The organism is Algoriphagus sp. 10J20-15 (genome assembly GCF_055809615.1).
Genome location: NZ_JBVVUG010000045.1, coordinates 126,459 through 145,063, shown reverse-complemented (window position 1 = coordinate 145,063; position 18,605 = coordinate 126,459). Strand labels below are relative to the sequence as shown.

18 protein-coding genes are annotated in these 18,605 nt (G+C 40.0%); 5 read left to right on the top strand and 13 right to left on the bottom strand.

The window, feature by feature from the left end:
- Positions 1-34 precede the first annotated feature (34 nt).
- On the top strand, positions 35-1,744 hold the full coding sequence (locus tag AC0L6R_RS20360; protein WP_473272877.1) for a M28 family peptidase: 1,710 nt from the start codon (positions 35-37) through the stop codon (positions 1,742-1,744).
- Between the two features lie 158 nt (positions 1,745-1,902).
- Here AC0L6R_RS20360 and AC0L6R_RS20355 read toward each other — a convergent pair whose 3' ends face one another.
- From AC0L6R_RS20355 to AC0L6R_RS20345, 3 genes are all read right to left on the bottom strand, one after another.
- Positions 1,903-2,904, bottom strand: a complete 1,002-nt coding sequence (locus AC0L6R_RS20355) for a phosphotriesterase family protein (protein ID WP_473272876.1) — start codon at positions 2,902-2,904, stop codon at positions 1,903-1,905.
- Between the two features lie 218 nt (positions 2,905-3,122).
- Entirely contained in the window at positions 3,123-3,806 is a 684-nt protein-coding gene (locus AC0L6R_RS20350) for an SDR family NAD(P)-dependent oxidoreductase (protein WP_473272875.1), read from the bottom strand.
- 57 nt (positions 3,807-3,863) lie between these two features.
- A complete protein-coding gene (locus AC0L6R_RS20345; RefSeq protein ID WP_473272874.1) occupies positions 3,864-4,997 on the bottom strand; it encodes a hypothetical protein in 1,134 nt (377 codons plus the stop codon).
- Positions 4,998-5,366: 369 nt separating this feature from the next.
- On the opposite strand from AC0L6R_RS20345, the gene AC0L6R_RS20340 reads away from it, so the two are divergent.
- Positions 5,367-7,826 carry a glycosyl hydrolase 115 family protein gene (locus AC0L6R_RS20340; RefSeq protein ID WP_473272873.1) on the top strand — a complete coding sequence of 820 codons (2,460 nt, stop codon included), beginning with the start codon at positions 5,367-5,369 and terminating at the stop codon, positions 7,824-7,826.
- A 251-nt stretch (positions 7,827-8,077) separates the two neighbouring features.
- Here the strand turns inward: AC0L6R_RS20340 and folE are convergent, their stop codons facing one another.
- A complete protein-coding gene (gene folE / locus AC0L6R_RS20335; protein ID WP_283411480.1) occupies positions 8,078-8,782 on the bottom strand; it encodes a GTP cyclohydrolase I FolE in 705 nt (234 codons plus the stop codon).
- Complete coding sequence (locus AC0L6R_RS20330; RefSeq protein ID WP_283411481.1) at positions 8,742-9,152, bottom strand: 6-pyruvoyl trahydropterin synthase family protein; 411 nt, start codon at positions 9,150-9,152, stop codon at positions 8,742-8,744. Before AC0L6R_RS20330 ends, folE begins: the two co-directional genes overlap by 41 nt.
- A 297-nt stretch (positions 9,153-9,449) precedes the next feature.
- On the opposite strand from AC0L6R_RS20330, the gene AC0L6R_RS20325 reads away from it, so the two are divergent.
- On the top strand, positions 9,450-10,139 hold the full coding sequence (locus AC0L6R_RS20325; protein ID WP_283411482.1) for a murein L,D-transpeptidase catalytic domain family protein: 690 nt from the start codon (positions 9,450-9,452) through the stop codon (positions 10,137-10,139).
- Here the strand turns inward: AC0L6R_RS20325 and AC0L6R_RS20320 are convergent.
- The 8 genes from AC0L6R_RS20320 to AC0L6R_RS20285 form a co-directional block, all read right to left on the bottom strand.
- The gene (locus AC0L6R_RS20320; RefSeq protein WP_473272872.1) at positions 10,119-10,319 is read right to left on the bottom strand and encodes a hypothetical protein; all 201 of its coding nucleotides are present in this window, start codon (positions 10,317-10,319) and stop codon (positions 10,119-10,121) included. The genes AC0L6R_RS20325 and AC0L6R_RS20320 overlap by 21 nt on opposite strands.
- A complete protein-coding gene (locus AC0L6R_RS20315) occupies positions 10,282-10,782 on the bottom strand; it encodes a L,D-transpeptidase family protein (protein WP_473272871.1) in 501 nt (166 codons plus the stop codon). The genes AC0L6R_RS20320 and AC0L6R_RS20315 overlap by 38 nt, the downstream gene beginning before the upstream one ends.
- Positions 10,736-11,776, bottom strand: a complete 1,041-nt coding sequence (locus AC0L6R_RS20310; protein WP_473272870.1) for a L,D-transpeptidase scaffold domain-containing protein — start codon at positions 11,774-11,776, stop codon at positions 10,736-10,738. The genes AC0L6R_RS20315 and AC0L6R_RS20310 overlap by 47 nt, the downstream gene beginning before the upstream one ends.
- A gap of 190 nt (positions 11,777-11,966) precedes the next feature.
- The gene (locus tag AC0L6R_RS20305) at positions 11,967-12,305 is read right to left on the bottom strand and encodes a L,D-transpeptidase family protein (RefSeq protein WP_473272998.1); all 339 of its coding nucleotides are present in this window, start codon (positions 12,303-12,305) and stop codon (positions 11,967-11,969) included.
- Entirely contained in the window at positions 12,302-13,606 is a 1,305-nt protein-coding gene (locus AC0L6R_RS20300; RefSeq protein ID WP_473272869.1) for a L,D-transpeptidase scaffold domain-containing protein, read from the bottom strand. Before AC0L6R_RS20300 ends, AC0L6R_RS20305 begins: the two co-directional genes overlap by 4 nt.
- A gap of 13 nt (positions 13,607-13,619) precedes the next feature.
- Positions 13,620-14,468: a 3-deoxy-8-phosphooctulonate synthase gene (gene kdsA, locus AC0L6R_RS20295; RefSeq protein ID WP_473272868.1), complete on the bottom strand. Its 849-nt coding sequence runs from the start codon at positions 14,466-14,468 to the stop codon at positions 13,620-13,622.
- The gene (locus tag AC0L6R_RS20290) at positions 14,455-15,039 is read right to left on the bottom strand and encodes a KdsC family phosphatase (protein WP_283411486.1); all 585 of its coding nucleotides are present in this window, start codon (positions 15,037-15,039) and stop codon (positions 14,455-14,457) included. The genes kdsA and AC0L6R_RS20290 overlap by 14 nt, the downstream gene beginning before the upstream one ends.
- Entirely contained in the window at positions 15,021-16,562 is a 1,542-nt protein-coding gene (locus tag AC0L6R_RS20285) for a carbon-nitrogen hydrolase family protein (protein ID WP_283411487.1), read from the bottom strand. Before AC0L6R_RS20285 ends, AC0L6R_RS20290 begins: the two co-directional genes overlap by 19 nt.
- Positions 16,563-16,726: 164 nt before the next feature.
- On the opposite strand from AC0L6R_RS20285, the gene AC0L6R_RS20280 reads away from it, so the two are divergent.
- Positions 16,727-17,629 carry a mechanosensitive ion channel family protein gene (locus AC0L6R_RS20280; RefSeq protein ID WP_283411488.1) on the top strand — a complete coding sequence of 301 codons (903 nt, stop codon included), beginning with the start codon at positions 16,727-16,729 and terminating at the stop codon, positions 17,627-17,629.
- Positions 17,630-17,680: 51 nt separating this feature from the next.
- Complete coding sequence (locus AC0L6R_RS20275; protein WP_473272867.1) at positions 17,681-18,604, top strand: hypothetical protein; 924 nt, start codon at positions 17,681-17,683, stop codon at positions 18,602-18,604.
- The last annotated feature ends 1 nt before the right edge of the window (position 18,605 follow it).

The window sequence follows — 18,605 nt, the reverse complement described above, 5'->3', positions numbered from 1 at the left end:
GCGGCCTTCAAGCGATCGAATTCAACTTTCCAATATGTATTTAAAAACTTCCTTTTCCCTTCTTCTCTTCGTTCTAAGCATAAGTTCTTTTGCTCAAAACGCTCCACTTCAGAAAGTTACTGATCCTTATTTTAAGTTGGTAAGACCGGAATTCAAAGGTGATTTGGCCTATGAAACAGTGGCTTTTGTGGAGCAATACTGGAGACTTGCCGGGAATACCGGCTTTAATAATACGGTATATCGAATTGCTGAGAAGCTCGAAGCGTCTGGATATGTTTTGGAGGAAAAAGCAAAGGACTCAGATCGGTTCACCTACAGAATAGAAACCAGGGAGATGCGTCAGCCAACTTGGGAGCCTGTTTCTGCTTCCTTGGAAATAGTTGGTTCCAACGAAACCTTACTTTCCTCGGAGACCAACCGAAACATGATTTATATGTACTCCTCCTCCACTCCTGCTGAAGGAATTACCGGGGAAGTAATTTATGTAGAGAGCAAGGAAGCTCTTTCCTCTGTTGATTTAAAGGGAAAAATTCTCTTTTCGGATCAGGTTGGCTACAGAACTTTGCAGTTAGCCTTAAAAGATAAAGGCGCTGTGGGTGTCTTGACTTATGATATGCCTAGCTATTTGCAACCTGAGAAAAACGTTACTTCTATACAGTTTCGAGGTTTGAGACATGATGCCAATAATCCTGCTTGGGCGATTGCGCTTTCTTTCGAAGCAAAAGAAAACCTGAAAGCTGAGCTGGCAAAAGGAAAGGTGGAAGTATTGGTAAAGGCAGAAACGAAGATTTATGATTCAGCTGAACTTACTATTGTTGCTAATGTCAAAGGATCAGAATTGCCTTTGGAAAGCTTTGTTTTCTCCGCTCACATCCAAGAGCCTGGCGCAAATGATAATGCTACTGGAGTGGGTACTCAATTGGAAATGGCGAAAATCACTGCTGAGTTGATGAAGCAAGGCAAACTTGATCTGAAGCGTACTTTGACTTTCCTATGGGGAGATGAGATCATTTCAACGAGAAGATATATAGAAGAAAAAGATAAGCGTGAAGCCGATATCAACTGGGGAATTTCCTTGGATATGGTGGGAGAAAATACAGACGTAACTGGCGGAACTTTCCTAATCGAAAAAATGCCAGATCCAAGTGCCATTTGGACTCGTGGAGAGGATAAACACAGCGAATGGGGTGGCAGACCTTTGAAAATCGAAGACATGAAACCTCACTATTTGAATGACTTTATCCTGACCAACTTCGAAGCTCAGGGAGAATATGCAAACTGGGTAGTGAAAACCAATCCATTCGAAGGTGGATCGGATCATACCCCATTTCTACAGGCAGATATTCCAGGATTGTTACTTTGGCATTTTACAGATCAGTTTTACCACACGGATAATGATCGTTTGGATAAAGTCTCTCAGAAAACGATGGTCAATGTCGGTACAGGAGCTTTAGTATCGGCTTATACGCTTTTGAATGCGGATGAGACGACGGTAGATCAACTGATGCTAATGATCGCAGCAAAAGCCCAAATACGATTGCTTACAGAAGTTCAGCTTAGCAAAAAAGCTATTGCAGACGGTGGATCCAAAGAAGATGAGCAAAAAATCCTAGACACTTGGGCGGACTATTATGCAAAAGCTATGGATTCTATCAAGGACTTAGTTCCTGCAGATGATGAAAAAACATTGAGGAGAATAGTACTAGCGAAAGAGGCGATCAAGGCGCATGTACCTAAACTTTAGAATCAATGGAAATACGCCCAGCAAAGGCGCTGCGCAAGTACTTCATTTTCTAAACTTCCACCCTCATCACCTCTTTTATTTTAGATAGAACGAAAAGTTATCTTCAGCAAAAATTGAATTTGATAATTGACCATTGATCATTGTCCATTGCTTATTGATCATTGCCCATTTCCAAAAGCTCTTTTAGGATTCTCTTCCAAAAGCAATTTCCAATCAGCTTCATCAAATCCTTTGTCATTCAATACAGGCATCAGCTTTTCGAAGATATTGGTAAAAGGTACAAAATCTCCTCCATCTGGTTTGGCTGGATCGTACCAACCTGCGTCATGAGAAATCAAGACATTTGCCAAAATCTCCTTATCCTTCGCGAAAAGTAAGCGTTCCATATATTCATCCAATCCCCAGCCTATTCCATCCAAACTGATCCAAACTCCAATTTGAGCTGCCTCTAGGTAATTCTGAAAATCCTGCTCTGCCTGGGCATGTACCCAAACAAAAGCTGAAGGATCCACTCCCATTTTCTGAAGAATCTCAACTTCCTGTTTGGCAGTTTTCCAAATTCCTGTGTGGGAATAGATTTTCAAACCGGTTTTCTCATAAGTCAGGCCAGCTGCTCTGACCAGTTTCGAGTCCATTTCCCCCAAAGGATCATCTTCGTTGACCGAGATTTTGATAAAGCCTGGTTTGATGCCAGTTCCTTCTATCCCATCCTCGTATTCAGCAATCCATCTCTCTGACAACTCTTCAGCTGTTTCTGTGAAAGCATAATCAGGCAAAAACTTTCCCTTTTGCGTTCCATAAAGTCCAGTATTTGTGATAAGTTGAATTCCGGATTGCTCACTCAGTTTTTTAAGCAAAACTGGATCCTTTGCTAAATAGGAAGGTGTGCAGTCAAAAAAGGTCTTTACTCCATATTTCTTCACTTCGAGTAAATAAGGCATAACCTTAGCGATTACCTCTTCTTGATCATAACGTGCTGGAGAGACAGAATCCGCACCTATAAAATCCACCAGCATATGCTCATGAATCAATGTTAGCCCCATGGAATCTGTAGAAATCGAACCAGAAACTGTATTAATGTAACTGGTTTCAGAATTAGGCTTGGAGCAGGAAAAAGAAAAGATCAATATACTTAGTCCAACTACTAGAGAATGCTTCATATATAAAGCTAAGCAACTGCTCCAGATTAAGTCAACTGAATTTTAATTGATTTACTTCTTATCAAATATATATCCGCTTTTCAAACAGTAATAAGACAATGATATTATAGGCTTTGGTAAACACTAACACTTAGGCTGCTTCGGTCACCTGTCTTCGGTCTTCTGTCAGGGTGAGCAAAGAAATTATGGGTGCTGGTAACTTTGAGGATAATCATATCTTACTGTTTTAAAGAAGACATTCCTCCGTCTATGTGTAATATTTGACCTGTGACCCAAGAAGATTTATCATCTAAGAGAAATAAGGTTGCTTCAGCTATATCGTCTGGCGTGCCTATTCGACCCAAGGGATGTCTTTTATCTGAAGCTGCGCGCTTTTCGTCCGTGCTTACCAATTGCTTCGCCAGCGGTGTGTCCGTCAAAGATGGGGCAATGGCATTAACTCTTATCTGATTAGGTGCCCATTCTGCTGCCAAGGATCTTACTAATCCTTCCACAGCACCTTTTGCAGATGCTATTCCAGCATGAAATCCCATTCCCGTTTGTACAGCTACAGTGCTGTAAAGTACAACCGAAGCCGCTCCAGATTTTTTAAGACCTTTCATACATGCCTGAAGCGTTTTGACTGCACCAAAAAAATTAACCTCCATCTCAGTTTTAAAATCCTCCATCGAAATCCTATGGAATGGTTTGAGATTGATTGAACCCGGACAGTAAACTACGCCATCGATTACCTCAGGCAAATCCTGCAATTCTGAAGAGTCTTCTGTAATATCGATTTGATAATTTCCTTCACCAGTTCGGGAATAGAGAAACAAATTTGCTCCGCCTTCCTTGGCTAATGCAGCGACAGCTTTTCCTATTCCTGAATTCCCTCCTATGATGACAATATTCTTTCCTTTCATGTGTTTAAATGCTTTTAGGTTAAAGCATTTTGAGAGGGGGATTGTTTGAATTTTGTCCTATTTCAACTCATAAAAATAAATTGTCTGTACGTCCTTCTCCACTGCATCTGGATCTTCACCAGGTTTGGCATTGGAAAAAAGCACATCACGAACTGACCATAAATTAACATCCCATGTTCCTTCCCAGAGTTTTTCTTCTCCCTTGAAAATTTGGTAAAACTGTTTCTCTTTATATTTTTTTACTAAAGCCTCAAAATCAGAACCTCCAACTACATTTTTTGGCAAAGCATCTACTTCATCCTGAGGAGCCGCCCCTTCATACTGGGTCAACAAGTAACCATTTGAAAATGCATAATTAGTATATTGTGAACTGGCTAATGACTTAAAAAAACCATCAAAATTGATATCCCTATTTACTGGTTGTATCTTTTTGAATTGATCTCCAGGATTTAAAGCTTGAAATGATTTAAACTCAAAAGATGGAAGGTCATAAACATATAGCTCTGGGGAGTTGGGAAATAAAGCAAAAATCTCATCACCTATAAAACGCACAATTGGATCTAAACTATTGTATTGCCCAGGGGTTATAGCCATAAGTGACTGCTCAGGAATATATTGTGATTTTAAAATATCCAAGGAATTAATATCTCTAAGCGTCATAAAGGGATAAGATGTACTAAACTCTTCTGAATTATAGACTTTTTCTCCTGAATCATTATCAACAGAAAAAGTATAGAGGTAATTTTTATAAACCTCAGCAGCATTACTTCCTCCAATCCTATGAGTCACAAGGGAAAAATCAAGAGGCTTTTCTTCTTTCAAAATGAAATCAAGATCATAAATGAATATGCCAGCATGCGTTGTAATTAAAATCTCATCTTCCCCATAATAATCAGCAGTGGTAAAATACCTTGCTTTAAAACTATCCCTTCCATCTTCACTCCGATTCGCGCTTGCGAGGACTTCTCCATGTTCACTAATTCTTAAAAGTTCATCTTTCTTCCAATCAAAAAACAAATATTCAGAATGATCTTCTTTAACATCTATCATTCCCAATTCGGTCAATCGATCTATCACCAAACTATCGGTAATCACCAGCTCGGGAATATAGGCATCAGATTGTTTTTCATCGGTCTTTTCGCTGCAAGCGAGGGTAGCAGTAAAAAGTAGGAGCAGTAAAAATTTCTTCATAGGTGTGATTTACTAACAATATAAATTTTTTGATAATTCGCAGTAGGTAAAGTAGTCAAATTTTTGAAAAACTAGTTTATTACCTCTTTCATAGCAATTCAATGAGTTATCACCGAGTCCAAAGCACACTGAGATTCCCCCAAAGTTGAAAAAAGCTCAGTCAAGATTCCCTAATAATCATCAAATAAATGCACCCTATTCCTTAGGCCATTTTGACGAAATTAGAATGTTCACACATTTGCTGATTTAGACTAAATCTTTGTGTCCGATAATTGATTCACTAGATTTAAACTTCAATATGAGGGCTACTTGTGTCTCATGATAAATCTCTGCGTTAAAAAACTACCTAATAAAATTAAGCTTATAGCTATGAAAAAGTATATTTTTCACCTGTTAGTAATATTTTCATTTTCATGTAATTCAGATACTAGCGAGTATTTTGTCATTGATAAAAATTCATCCAACAGGTCCATTTTCATCAGCGAAGATTCCGATGAATTGGTGAAATGGGCAGCTAATGACCTTGCAGAAGACTTAGAATTCATACTCGGAACCGAAGTTACAATTAGTTATACTGATAAATTCAATCCTGATGACAAAGGAATTTATATAGGGAAATTTGATGATCCATTAATTGAATCCTTACCTGAAAAGCTCAATAGAAATTTAAACGGTGAATGGGAAAAATTCCTTATCAATAAGCATGAGGAAAATCTCTTCATTGTGGGCAGCGACATTAGAGGCACTGTGTATGGGATTTTTGAACTTACAGAGCGAATCGGTATATCACCGTGGAAATGGTGGGCAGATGTCCATCCTCAGAAAAGTGAAGGGGTCGAATTGAAATTGCCTGTCGGAGGAATTGAAGCTAGTCCTTCCGTGCAATACAGAGGGATATTTTTGAACGACGAAGATTGGGGATTACAACCTTGGGCAGCTAATACCTTCGAACCAGAAACTGGAGATATAGGCCCCAAAACATACGAGAAGATCTTTCAATTGCTGCTTCGCCTGAAGGCTAACACCATATGGCCAGCGATGCATCCTTCCACTAAGGCTTTTTTTAGCATTCCAGGAAATCGGGAAATGGCGGAGAAGTATCACATTTCCATAGGAACCTCACATGCTGAACCCATGCTCCGAAACAATGTGGATGAGTGGGATGAGGAAGCCTATGGTGATTTCAATTATTTCACCAACAGTGAAAACGTCAAGCAGTATTGGCAGGAGCGAATCACAGAAGCCAAAAATGGGAACAACATTATTAGCATGGGCATGCGGGGAATCCATGATTCGGGAATGCAAGGAAATGCTACTCAAAAAGAACGAGTTGAACTATTAGAACAAATTTTTCAGGATCAGCGGAGTATTTTGTCAAAAACAATCGACAAACCTATCGAAGAAATCCCTCAGGCATTTACAATCTACAAGGAAGTATTGGATCTGTACAATGATGGCTTACAAGTTCCAGAGGACATCACGCTGGTTTGGACCGATGACAATTATGGCTACATCCGCAGGTTAAGCGATGAGCAGGAACAGGCCAGAAAAGGTGGCGGCGGAGTATATTATCATTTGAGCTATTGGGGTAGACCTCATGATCACCTCTGGCTCTCTACCACACAGCCTGGGTTGATATGGTATGAAATGACCAGAGCCTATCAAAACGGAGCCAAAAAACTGTGGATTGCCAATGTAGGAGATATTAAGCCTGCTGAATACGATATAGAGTTTTTCCTAGACCTAGCTTGGGACATCAATAGCATCTCTGAAACTACCATAAATTCCCATTTGGAGGCTTGGAGTTCTCGAGAGTTTGGGGAAGTCCATGGGGAAGAGATCGCCAATATCTTTGCGGAATATTATCGTTTGGCATTTCTACGCAAACCTGAATATATGGGATGGAGCCAAACTGAGCCGACCACAACAACAAGGATCACGGAGTTTAACTCCGAGGAAGCAAACCGCAGACTTGAAGCTTATGCTAAGCTGGTAGAAAAAGTAAATGCGATAAAGTCTTCCCTATCCAAAGAGCGTCTTGACTCCTATTTCCAATTAGTGGAATACCCAATAAAAGGTGCTGCGCTAATGAATGAGAAATTCATCCTTGCTCAGGAATCATACCTAAATCCAACTAGTGATTTAAAGGATAAACTCGCGAAGCAATCGCAACAAGCATACGATAATATTGTGGTGCTTACCAAAGAATATAACCTCAAGATCAGCAATGGTAAGTGGAATAAAATGATGTCTATGCATCCTCGAGACCTACCTGTTTTCTCCATGCCAAACTATCATCAGACAGACCAGTTGCCTGAGAGCAAAAATACAGCAGGAGGCCCCACTCTTTCTCCGCCTATTTTTATGCAGGGAAATGAATATTCTAACGCCCAAGGTGCAGCAAATTACCAATGGAAAGCAGTGGAAGGATTAGGTTACAGCAATGCCGCTATGACGCTATTCCCTTTTGCAAACCTGCTATTTGAATCAGAAAAACCATACTTGGAATATCAATTTGACCTGCAAAATCCAGGAAAGCATGTAGTGGAACTACGATTCTTACCTACTCATTCAAACAATTTTGATCAGAAGATATGGGTATCAATCGATGATCAGGAGCCCAAAGAATTCTCTTTAAATACTCGTGGAAGAACTGAAGAGTGGAAGGAAAATGTATTGAGGAATTTTGTAAAAGTGACTTACCCGATTCTCATTGATAAATCAGGGAAACACAGCCTGAAAATATCAGTCAATCAGGTTGGAATAGTACTAGATCAACTCGCTATTAGTCAAGAGGGGCAGGATAAATTCTATGAAATAGTGAAATGACCGAATGACCAACAGCTGCATAGAGCACCTACCTTAAAATTCCAACTTCCTCCAAGTGAATAGCTACCTTATTGACTAGAAAGAGAAAGTATGGTACTACTATCTAGAGACAAAACTAGTTCACCCCTTGCTAGGCAAGAAAATAAACCCAGTGCTCCTTCACGCTTTCTTCGAGCCCTTTGTGGCTAAAAACTTAAACAAAAAAACCGAGCTTCTCTGCCCGGTTTAGATGTTGGTTCTTGTTTCCTTAATTACTTCTCAAGACTTATGTATTGCATGAACTCGGTACGCGATTGCTCGTCTTTTTCAAACTTCCCAGAATAGAAAGAGGTAACTGTGGAACTTTGCGTGTCTTTCACTCCTCTGGAGCTCACGCACATATGATAGGCATCGATAATGACAGCCACGTCATCTGTTCCTAGCGCTTCTTTCAGTTCATTACCGATCTGCATGGTCAATCGCTCCTGCACCTGAGGCCTTTGAGCGAAATACTGAACGATTCTATTGATTTTAGAAAGTCCAATTACGTTTCCATTGGAAATGTAGGCCACATGGGCTTTACCGTAAATCGGCACGAAATGATGTTCGCAGTGAGAATGCACAGTGATATCTTTCTCCACCAGCATCTCATTGTATTTGTATTTATTTTCAAAAAGCTTAGCCACAGGCTTGTTCTTCGGATTCAAACCTGAAAACACTTCCTTCACGTACATTTTTGCAACGCGATGTGGAGTTCCTTTTAAGCTATCATCCGTGAGATCCAATCCCATGATATGCATGATTTCTCTGAAATGCTTTTCAATTAACTCGACTTTCAGTTCATCATCCATTTCGAAAGCGTCCTCCCGAAGTGGCGTTTCTAGGGAAGTTCCCACATGCTCATCTCCAATATCCTCAGCAGATGCCCTTGCGATATTAATTCCCATCGTATTCAACAAAGTTTCTTTCTGTTTCATAAAGTCGAATTGTTAACTCGAATTTTCGATCAATTTTTTCCCTTAAAATATTCCAAATAACCACTGCAATATTCTCAGCGGTTGGGTTAAGTTCTTTGAATTCATCGGTATCCAGGTTTAAATTTTTATGATCTAATTTTCTTAATACATGCTCTTTGATCAAATCACTGAGCACTTTCATATCGTAAACATACCCAGTTCGCGGATCCACTTCTCCTCTCAATTTCACTATCAATTCATAGTTGTGGCCATGAAAATGAGGATTATTACACTTTCCAAAAACGGCTTGATTTTGCTCGTCCGACCACTCAGGGTTATGAAGACGATGCGCTGCGTTGAAATGTTCTTTTCTATAAACTGATACTTTCATTGAATGCTGAAACAGCCGCTTTTCTGTTTTTGTTTGAATTATTTTCCTATTTATCTGTTAGGATACTTGGAGCGTCCTGAATGACAGTGAAATAATTTTGGGAAGGCAAAATTACAGAATAATAATTTGTACCAAAATCTAAGGCTATCCTTCACCACCCGAAGAACTGAGAAAGTCACTTAGAAGGTTCCCTGAGAAATTTCACATATTTAATGACCAAAATCATAAGATACTGACTTCAAGCTCGTTTGATCTCATGGTATATCCTATTAAATTTGCAAAATCACCCAAATGCTTATGCTTAATCAAACCATTGCGATTACCCTCCTATTGTTCATAGGGATTTTCCCAAACCCAGAATTCAAAGAAAACTCAACAAACATCCTAACTCCCATCGATCCAGTCTCTGTGACTTACGATGCATTACAGGCAAAAAATGGAGTTTTACCTTCCAAAGAAGTTTTCAATTTAGCTATCCAAGGTTGGAATAAAATGAAGGACAATTTAAAGTCAAAAGTACTTACAGTTATTGATTTTAGCCTTCCATCCACCGAAAAGCGCATGTGGATTATTGATCCTGAAAAAGGAGAAATTCTACTGAACTCTGTAGTTTCTCACGGAAGAAATTCTGGAGACCTGATGGCAAAAACCTTCTCAAATGTGCCTGAATCATTCAAAAGCAGTCTTGGCTTTTATAAAACTGCCGAAACCTACTCTGGCAAACATGGCTATTCTTTAAGACTAGATGGTTTGGAAAAAGGCTTCAATGATCAAGCTAGAAATAGAGCAATTGTAATTCACGGAGCTGACTATGCCAAAGAAGAATTTGCTAAATCTGTCGGTAGATTAGGTAGAAGTTTAGGTTGCCCAGCGCTTCCAAGTGAACTTTCTGCCCAAGCAATTGATCTAATAAAAGACGGTTCACTACTTTTTATCTTTGGAAAGGACCAAAATTACTTAACTAAATCAAGCCTGATCAAGGCTTGATTTAGAACTTCTAAGCGCTTTCAGTAGGGCCGCATCTCTTTCATATACATCAGATCGAAAATTAGCTTTTCCATCTTCACCCGCCCAGAAAGTCATATAGACTAGCACGACTGGGATTTCTCTTTCCAATTTCACCACTTCCTCAGTATCCTGATGCATGGCTTCCTGCGATTTTTTCATCATCCCAAGACTTGTCATTGATCAATATCTTAGCGAATTGATCTGGATTCTGAATTCGGATGCATCCGTGACTAAGCGCTCTTGTTTCTCTTTCAAAAAGGCTTCTCGCCGGTGTATCGTGAATGTAAATATTGTAATCGTTTGGAAACATGAACTTTACCAACCCTAAGGAATTATCTCCTCCAGGTTTTTGACGAACACGGTAGCCTGTTTCTTTAGCCAAATTGACTTGGGAAGCTTTTACTACCGCTCCATTTCCGTCTACTACTTCCATGTTTTTCTGAGAGAGGTAATTCGGATTCTTTTTTACAGAAGGTATAATCTCATCATTGGTAATAGATTCCGGGATATTCCAATACGGGCTAAATACAATGTAGCTCATCGGTGCTGTGAAAGTCGGTGACTCATTATATTCTTTACCAACAATCACTTTTGCTGTAAAAGCCGTATCCTGATTTTTCATATAGTCTAACTGATAATTGGCAATATTTCACCAGGACCATCTCCTGATCCCAATCCATCTTGGGCATCCATCGTAGTCTTTCCATATTTATGGAAGCTATATCGATCAGGTTTTGAGGGGATTTATTAAGTGATTCGGCTACTAATGCTCCAATTATTCCGTCAGGATTCATACCATTTGACTCCTGATATTTCTGAAGTCCAGCAAACATGGTGGAATCAAAAAGCGTAGGATCCTCTATTTCATAAGGTTTCAAAAAGTCCCAAAACATGAGACGCTTACGTAAAGCAGGAATAGCAGCGTGCTGATCTCCTACTTCAATCGCACCTTCCACAGGTTTAAATTCCCAGGTAAGCGTATCATTTTTTTGGATTGTATACAATTCCTGTATAGCCTTCCTTCCTTGCGCATACAGATCTGAGTTTGGGTAAAGTTTTTCAAAAGTCTTCTCTACTGAACTTCCTCCAGCTACTTCCTTCAGCATTTCCGAATAGTTATTTTCTGTCTCCTTCTCCTCAAACTTCCAATTTGGATCAAGAGAGGACGGATTTACTTTCCCATTTTCCAAATCATGAGCTAGACGGAAAAAGGCATCGGTAAGCAATAATTCAAGGCTAACTTTCTCATCTGAAGATAAATTTCTGAATTTCTTGTTTTCCTTTTCAGGAGTGGATGATAGTGCATAGATCCGCTCTAGATGGTAATCTTCAGGTTGCAAGCCATCGTATTTCGAATCCTCTATTTGTTCTAATAACTCTTCTCCATTTTTTGAAAGAGACCCGTTGAAGAGCCATACTTCCATATATTCTCGATCAGTATAAAACTCTTCAATGGAAACCGCATAATCTGATTCAGCTAAAACTCCAGCTTCTCCGGATATAAAATACTGCTCAAGTTCGTCAGTGATATCAGATCTTCTTTGGTTAAAAAACCAGACGAGACCTACAGCAAGTAAAACAACTGCAGCGATGGGGATAAATATTTTCTTATTCATAAAAGGCGTATTGTACAGCCTTTTATTAAGTCAAAGTTCGTACGCTTAAATAGCACAACCGATAATAGCCCCAGATTTAAACCTTTCTAATTCATTTTCAAACCCTTAAGAAAAATTTAAACTATGAAGTCAAATCTAAGGAGACTGATCACTGAGACTATATTTCCCAAATTGGGGCAAAACACCTGATTTAATCTCGAAGAGCTTCCAAAACCTCAGCATCGCGATCGTAGATATCCTGACGAAAATGTCCTTGTCCTTTGGAATCTGCCCAGAATGTTAAGTACAATAATACTACAGGAATTTTACGATCAAGATTGACAATCTCCTCTCTGTTCTGGTGCATCGCCGAATTAATCTTATCCGAAGTCCACGCTTTGTTATTGCGCAACAATAGTTCAGCAAAAGTTGCAGGATCTTGAATACGAATACAGCCGTGACTTAAGGCGCGATCTTCTCTTGTAAAAAGACTTCTTGCTGGCGTATCGTGAATGTAAACACTGTGCTCATTTGGAAACATAAACTTCACCAATCCCAAGGAATTAGTAGCACCTGCTTCTGCCTTACCATGTAAGGAATAGATTTACCACTCCAATTCACAGATGCAGGATCTACTGCTTTGCCTGAAAAAGTGACCACTTCCATATTTTTCTGTGACAGGTAATTCGGGTTTTTTCGCACAGCAGGCATCACTTCATTTCGCACAATAGAAGTTGGAAGATTCCAATATGGGCTAAAAACTATGTAACTCATGGCTGAAGAGAAAATCGGTGATTCATGATATTTCTTTCCCACGATCACACGCGTCGAAAAAAGTGTATCCCGATTGCTTAGGTAATCCAATTGATAATTGGCAATATTAACCAAGATCATTTCGGCACCACGTAGCGTATCAGGCAACCAGCGCAGTCGCTCCATATTCACAGAAGCCTTGTCAATCAAATCTGTCGGAGATTGATTGAAAGCATTAATCGTATTTTTACCCAATGCTCCGTCAGGTTCTAAGCCATTTCTTTGTTGGAATTTCTGAACAGCCAAAAACATTGTGGAATCATACTGCTTTTCATCTTCAAAAACGTAAGGTTCCAAAAATTTCCAAAAAGCTAGCCGCTCCCTTAAGTTTGGAATTCCCCCATGAGTTTCCCCAACTTTGATAGTTTTCGAAACTTTGACAGCTTTCCAATTGAGAGTATCCTGCTTGCGGATTTCATCTAAACCCCGGATGACCTCGCGACCTTTTTTGTAAACCGTGATCGTAGGATAAAGAGTCTCTAGGGTTTGACGAATTTGCTTCTTTTCTACAGCTGCTTTGAGTAAATCGGGGTAGGAAACTTTAGAAGTCTTTGTGGTAATTTCCCAATCACCAGCTAACTTCTTTGGATCTACTTTCCCTACTTCCAGATGTGCTGCCAAATGGAAAAAAGCGTCAGAAAGCAATAAATCAACATCTGCTAAGTCATCCAAGGCATTAGGGGTGGCTTGTTTTTTATTGGATTCAAATTGAAAAAAGAATTGATTGATTAAGTCTAGGTGATAATCCTGTGGATTCAGCCCGTCAAACTTACTTTGATTAATTTCAAACCGTAGCTCATAAGCCAATTCTGTAAGCACACCCTTTTCTGTCCAAACAGGATTAAATAACCTATTGGAATAGAAATGATAAATTTCGCCTTTGGCATAAAGCTCCTGCTGTAGCACATTAAGTGGAACATCTGGCTGATCCAGCTCCAGTCTGATACGAATATTATCCTGGAGGTCCGTGTTTTGACCAAAACAAAAAAGCCCCTGAGTAGTACTCAGGAGCAAAAGGAGTATAAATCTCTTGATCATATAGCTTGAAAGATTATTCAACTTCGAAGTCCTGATACTTTCTACCAAGTGTCCATGCTTCTTTTAGCATTTCCAGAAAGCCTCCCATTTTGTGAAGGGGAATCAAATTTGGTCCATCGCTGAGTGCTTTGGAAGGATCTGGATGTGTTTCTATAAAAAACCCATCTATACCCGTCGCCGCTGCAGCCCGCGCCAAAATTGGCGCAAATTCCCGCTGTCCTCCGCTACTTCCGCCTTGTCCTCCTGGTTGCTGTACGGAATGCGTGATGTCAAAAACCACTGGAGCAAACTGACGCATGATAGGAAGTCCGCGCATATCAACAACTAGATTGTGGTAACCTAGGGAAAAACCTCTCTCAGTGAGGCATACATTCTCATTTCCAGTTGACCGCACTTTGGTCACCGCATACTGCATATCCTCAGGTGCCATGAACTGACCTCTCTTGATTTTGACAGCTTTTCCACTTTCGCCTGCGGCTAAAAGCAAATCCGTCTGCCGACATAGGAAAGCTGGAATTTGAAGCACATCCACGACTTCAGCCACATCTTTGACCTGATAGCTTTCATGGATATCTGTCACCAAAGGAACGTTCAAAACATTCCCTACACGCTGTAAAACTTCCAGCGATTTATCCATACCAATACTTCTGAACGAACCAGATGAAGTTCTATTTGCCTTATCAAAAGAAGCTTTGAACACATAAGAAAATCCGTGCTGTTCGGCCCAATCTTTTACTTTGGTACCAATCTCCAGGCAGATATCAAAGTTCTCTACAGCACAGGGACCGGCAAATAAAACAGGTTTTTCTTCTCCCAAAATCACCGAATCAGTGATCCGCATGGGCTTATTATTTCTTATCATTTTCGGTTTGGGATAAAGTGTCAATTAAGGGTACAAGTTGTTCGTTTGAATGAAGAAGCAAATCTCCTACTTCTCTAAAAACGCCCTCTCCTCCTTTAAATCTAGAAACATAGTGCGCAATCGGCTTCACGTATTCCATTGCATCGCTAGAAACTACCGCCAAGCCTACACGAGATAAAATCGGCAAATCAATTAAGTCGTCACCGATGAAAGCGACTTCCTCAGCCTGCAACTCAAGAGTTTCCAAAACCTCATTAAACTTCTTACCCTTGTTCTTGACACCATGGTAATGAAAGTCAAACTTTAGCTCTTCACAGCGATTTTGGACCACGTAAGATTCCCTACCCGTGATGGCACCTACCATTAAGCCACTTTTGCGAAGGTGATAGACGATCAATCCGTCTTTGACATTGAACTTTTTAAACTCCAGCTTATTATCATCGTAGATAATTCCGCCGTCTGTCATCACTCCATCGATGTCCGTGATGATTAATTTTATTTTGGCTGCTCTCTCCCACACTTCATCAGAAATGTGAGCGAAGTATGCAGCTACTATTTTTTCTGTTTCCATTGAATTGAATAAAGATCGAGCCTTCTTTGCTCGAGGTTTCGTACACTTCCCGCTTTCCGCTGCTTTGTCAATAAATCCAAATCCACATCCGCCACAATAATCGTTTCCTCATTTTCGGAGGCCATAGCAACTACTGCATCATGCGGAAAGGAAAAGTCTGAAGGAGAATAAATCGCAGCCTGGGAATATTGAATATCCATGTTTTCTACTTTTGGTAGATTCCCCACAGATCCTGTGATAGCAACATAACATTCATTTTCTATTGCTCTGGATTTTGCGCAGGTATTTACCCGAAGGAAAGCATTCTTGGTATCTGTCCAAAAAGGAACGAACATAATGTCCATTTCCTGTTCAGCGAGGATTCTTCCCAATTCTGGGAATTCCACATCATAGCAGATCAAAATCCCGATTCTACCTGCATCGGTATCGAACACATTGATCCCGTTTCCACCTTGAAGACCCCAGTAGGATGCCTCATCAGGCGTAATGTGCAGCTTGTATTGCTTATCCTGCGTACCATCTCTACGACAGAGGTAACTTACGTTTCTTAGCTTTTTACCATCGTACTCTGGCATAGAACCCGCAACGATATTCACATTATAAGAAACAGCCAAGTCACTCATCCTGCTGACAATCTCATCTGTATAATCTGCCAGATTACGGATGGCTTCAGAAGCATCCATATCATTGAATTCTGCCAAAAGTGGTGCATTGAAGAATTCTGGGAGTAGGCAGAAATCGGACTTATACCCAGACACCGTATCCACGAAAAATTCCACCTGCTGCATCAGATCGTCCACATTGGAGAAGCGGCGCATCTTCCATTGAACTAATCCAAGACGGACAATTGACTTCTTGTTACCGATTAGCTTTTCGTCCTTTTCGTAATAAATATTGATCCACTCGAGAAGCGTGGCATAAGCTCTGGAATCAGTGTCTGATGGTAAATATTTGGTAATAACTTTTCTTACGTGAAATTCATTAGCCAGCTGGAAAGACAAGACTGAGTCAAAAATCTCCTTGTTTTTTACCAGATCTATGTATTTCCGAGGAGTCATCTCGTCAGCGTAATTCGTGTATCCAGGAATTCTACCTCCTGCGATTATAGATCGAAGATTAAGATTCTCGCAAAGCTCTTTTCGCACATCATACAATCTACGCCCAAGCCTCATTCCCCTATAATCGGTATGTACAAACACATCTGTTCCGTATAGGGTGTCGCCATCCATATCGTGGGTGTCGAACTTCCCAAAACCCGTGATCTGATCGTAGGTGTGGTTGTCGCCAAATTTATTGTAGTCGACAACCAGACTCATCGCTGCGGCCACTACTTTACCATTATCTTCTATCGCAATCTGGCCTTCAGGAAATGCTTTTAACTGGTTCTTAAGCTCTTCTTTGGTCCAGGCCCCACCTTGATTTTTATAAATAGAGACCATGATTTCCCGGATATCATCGTAATCCGAGAGTTTAATATTTCTAAGCTTCAGCCTATGCTCCAGCTCTTCTTTTTGCTTGCTCATGTTTCAAAATTAGCCAAATTCAATTAAATATCTCCATTCACTCTTATCCAACAAAAAGAAAACGAACAATGCAAAGGATTGCATGTTTTAACAGAATTATAGTACATTAAATGCAATTCTGGATAGTTGGGGCTAGAAGAAAAATAAAAGTAAGTAAGAATTAAATGCAACAAGAAATAAAAGAAGTGGCAGAGGAAAAAGCGCAGGGTTTTATTGAGTGGATTGAGCAAGTATTCAACTACAGCCTGGTTAACCTTGGAGATTCTAAGCTAACCGTGGGGCTGATTCTCACCTTAATTATCTCATTTGTAATACTTTTTATAGTTACTGAATGGATCAGAAGATTTCTGGTTCACAAGATCTTAAATCGCTATCAGATTGATTCGGGCACAAGAGCTTCGATAGGAATGATAGTGAAGTATGTGCTCATTCTGGCAGGAGTATTCTCAATTCTTCAGACAAATGGCGTTGACTTAAGTGCTTTCGGAATTCTTGCAGGTGCCTTGGGTGTAGGTATTGGTTTTGGTCTACAAAACATTACAAATAACTTTATTTCAGGGTTAATTATACTCTTTGAGCAACCCATAAAAGTGGGAGATCGCATCGAGGTAGGTGATGTGACGGGAGATGTAATTAGAATTTCGGCTCGATCCACCACCATTGTGACAAATGACAACATTACCATAATCGTCCCGAACAGCCAGTTTATTGACAGTCCAGTAATAAACTGGTCCCATAATGATCGAAATATTCGCTTCAATTTTCCGGTAGGCGTGTCCTATAAAGAGGACCCTGAAAAAATAAAAGGCATCTTAATCGAAGCAGCAAAAGAAAATGCTGGAGTCCTAAATACTCCTGCCCCTGACGTACTTTTTGACAGCTATGGAGACAATAGCATCAACTTTACGCTTAGAGTTTGGTCTTCAGAGTATATTAACAGACCAAAAGTGCTGAAAAGCCAATTATATTATGCCATCTTCAAAAAATTTGGTGAGCAAGGAGTTGAGATACCATTCCCTCAACGAGATCTTCACCTTAAATCGGGGTTTGATAAGTTAGAAAATTAGCCTAATTTTCACCCATGATCCCTTTTACGGAAGATCAAGTGGAGGCTTTCTATGAAAAAAATTCTATTCATAATTCTATTACTTTCAACGACAGAAGCCTTCTCGCAAAGTTTTTATCGTTTTCGGTTTGAAGAACCTTGGTCATTTTCTGCAAGTGCTGGAATGACACAGTATTATGGAGAATTGTATTCCTTTTGGAAGTATAATGAAGGTATCCAACCTGACTGGAATGCGAATATAGCAGCACATTATACTTTTGGGACTAATCTCAGAGCTAGAATGGATTTCTCCTACATCAAAATGTCAGGTCAAGATCCCCCCTCAGACCCGAGAGCATACAGAACCCCCAGAAACCTACATTTCAGAGCACAAAACTGGGAGGCTACAGCTATGGTGGAATACTATTTAAATCCTGTAAAAGTCCCAAATATCCATCGCTCCCTACTGAATCCATATATTTTTGCGGGACTCGGTATGTCTACTAACAACCCTACCGCTGAGCTGGATGATGAGTGGGTAGATTTGCGACCTCTGCAACTGGAAAACAATCCTTACAACCGATATATCATCACATTTCCGATGGGGTTAGGATTAAAGTATAAGATGAACGTGTATATGGATCTTTTCCTGGAAGGAAATTACAGATTTACTCTTACTGACTATATGGATGATATTTCAGCCTATAATATCAGTGAATTTTATCTAGACTTGGTAGATGATTATGTGACCGGAAACAATCCGGATAGACTACGATTAGCAGTTAGAAATCCGAATTTCCTTGATGATAATGGGTTACCAGATGTGGATAAGATCCTACGAAATAACGGGAGAATACGCCGTGGTTCTGGTCTGACGCATCGGTATGATGGCTACATGACTATAAATTTTGGAGTGGAAATTTATCTCTCTCCTGACATTTGGGACAACTTCTTCTTTAGAAACAGAGTGTACGAAAAAGCATTCAGATTCTGGTAAG

Bases quoted from the DNA above. Each gene is read 5' to 3' on its own strand.
- AC0L6R_RS20315 (WP_473272871.1), bottom strand. From the start codon at position 10,782: ATGAAAAATCAGGATACGGCTTTTACAGCAAAAGTGATTGTTGGTAAA.
- AC0L6R_RS20330 (WP_283411481.1), bottom strand. From the start codon at position 9,152: ATGAAAGTATCAGTTTATAGAAAAGAACATTTCAACGCAGCGCATCGT.
- AC0L6R_RS20360 (WP_473272877.1), top strand. From the start codon at position 35: ATGTATTTAAAAACTTCCTTTTCCCTTCTTCTCTTCGTTCTAAGCATA.
- AC0L6R_RS20355 (WP_473272876.1), bottom strand. From the start codon at position 2,904: ATGAAGCATTCTCTAGTAGTTGGACTAAGTATATTGATCTTTTCTTTT.
- AC0L6R_RS20350 (WP_473272875.1), bottom strand. From the start codon at position 3,806: ATGAAAGGAAAGAATATTGTCATCATAGGAGGGAATTCAGGAATAGGA.
- folE (WP_283411480.1), bottom strand. From the start codon at position 8,782: ATGAAACAGAAAGAAACTTTGTTGAATACGATGGGAATTAATATCGCA.
- AC0L6R_RS20310 (WP_473272870.1), bottom strand. From the start codon at position 11,776: ATGAATAAGAAAATATTTATCCCCATCGCTGCAGTTGTTTTACTTGCT.
- AC0L6R_RS20320 (WP_473272872.1), bottom strand. From the start codon at position 10,319: ATGAAAAAATCGCAGGAAGCCATGCATCAGGATACTGAGGAAGTGGTG.
- AC0L6R_RS20285 (WP_283411487.1), bottom strand. From the start codon at position 16,562: ATGAGCAAGCAAAAAGAAGAGCTGGAGCATAGGCTGAAGCTTAGAAAT.
- kdsA (WP_473272868.1), bottom strand. From the start codon at position 14,468: ATGATAAGAAATAATAAGCCCATGCGGATCACTGATTCGGTGATTTTG.
- AC0L6R_RS20325 (WP_283411482.1), top strand. From the start codon at position 9,450: ATGCTTAATCAAACCATTGCGATTACCCTCCTATTGTTCATAGGGATT.
- AC0L6R_RS20340 (WP_473272873.1), top strand. From the start codon at position 5,367: ATGAAAAAGTATATTTTTCACCTGTTAGTAATATTTTCATTTTCATGT.
- AC0L6R_RS20290 (WP_283411486.1), bottom strand. From the start codon at position 15,039: ATGGAAACAGAAAAAATAGTAGCTGCATACTTCGCTCACATTTCTGAT.
- AC0L6R_RS20280 (WP_283411488.1), top strand. From the start codon at position 16,727: ATGCAACAAGAAATAAAAGAAGTGGCAGAGGAAAAAGCGCAGGGTTTT.
- AC0L6R_RS20300 (WP_473272869.1), bottom strand. From the start codon at position 13,606: ATGATCAAGAGATTTATACTCCTTTTGCTCCTGAGTACTACTCAGGGG.
- AC0L6R_RS20275 (WP_473272867.1), top strand. From the start codon at position 17,681: ATGAAAAAAATTCTATTCATAATTCTATTACTTTCAACGACAGAAGCC.
- AC0L6R_RS20345 (WP_473272874.1), bottom strand. From the start codon at position 4,997: ATGAAGAAATTTTTACTGCTCCTACTTTTTACTGCTACCCTCGCTTGC.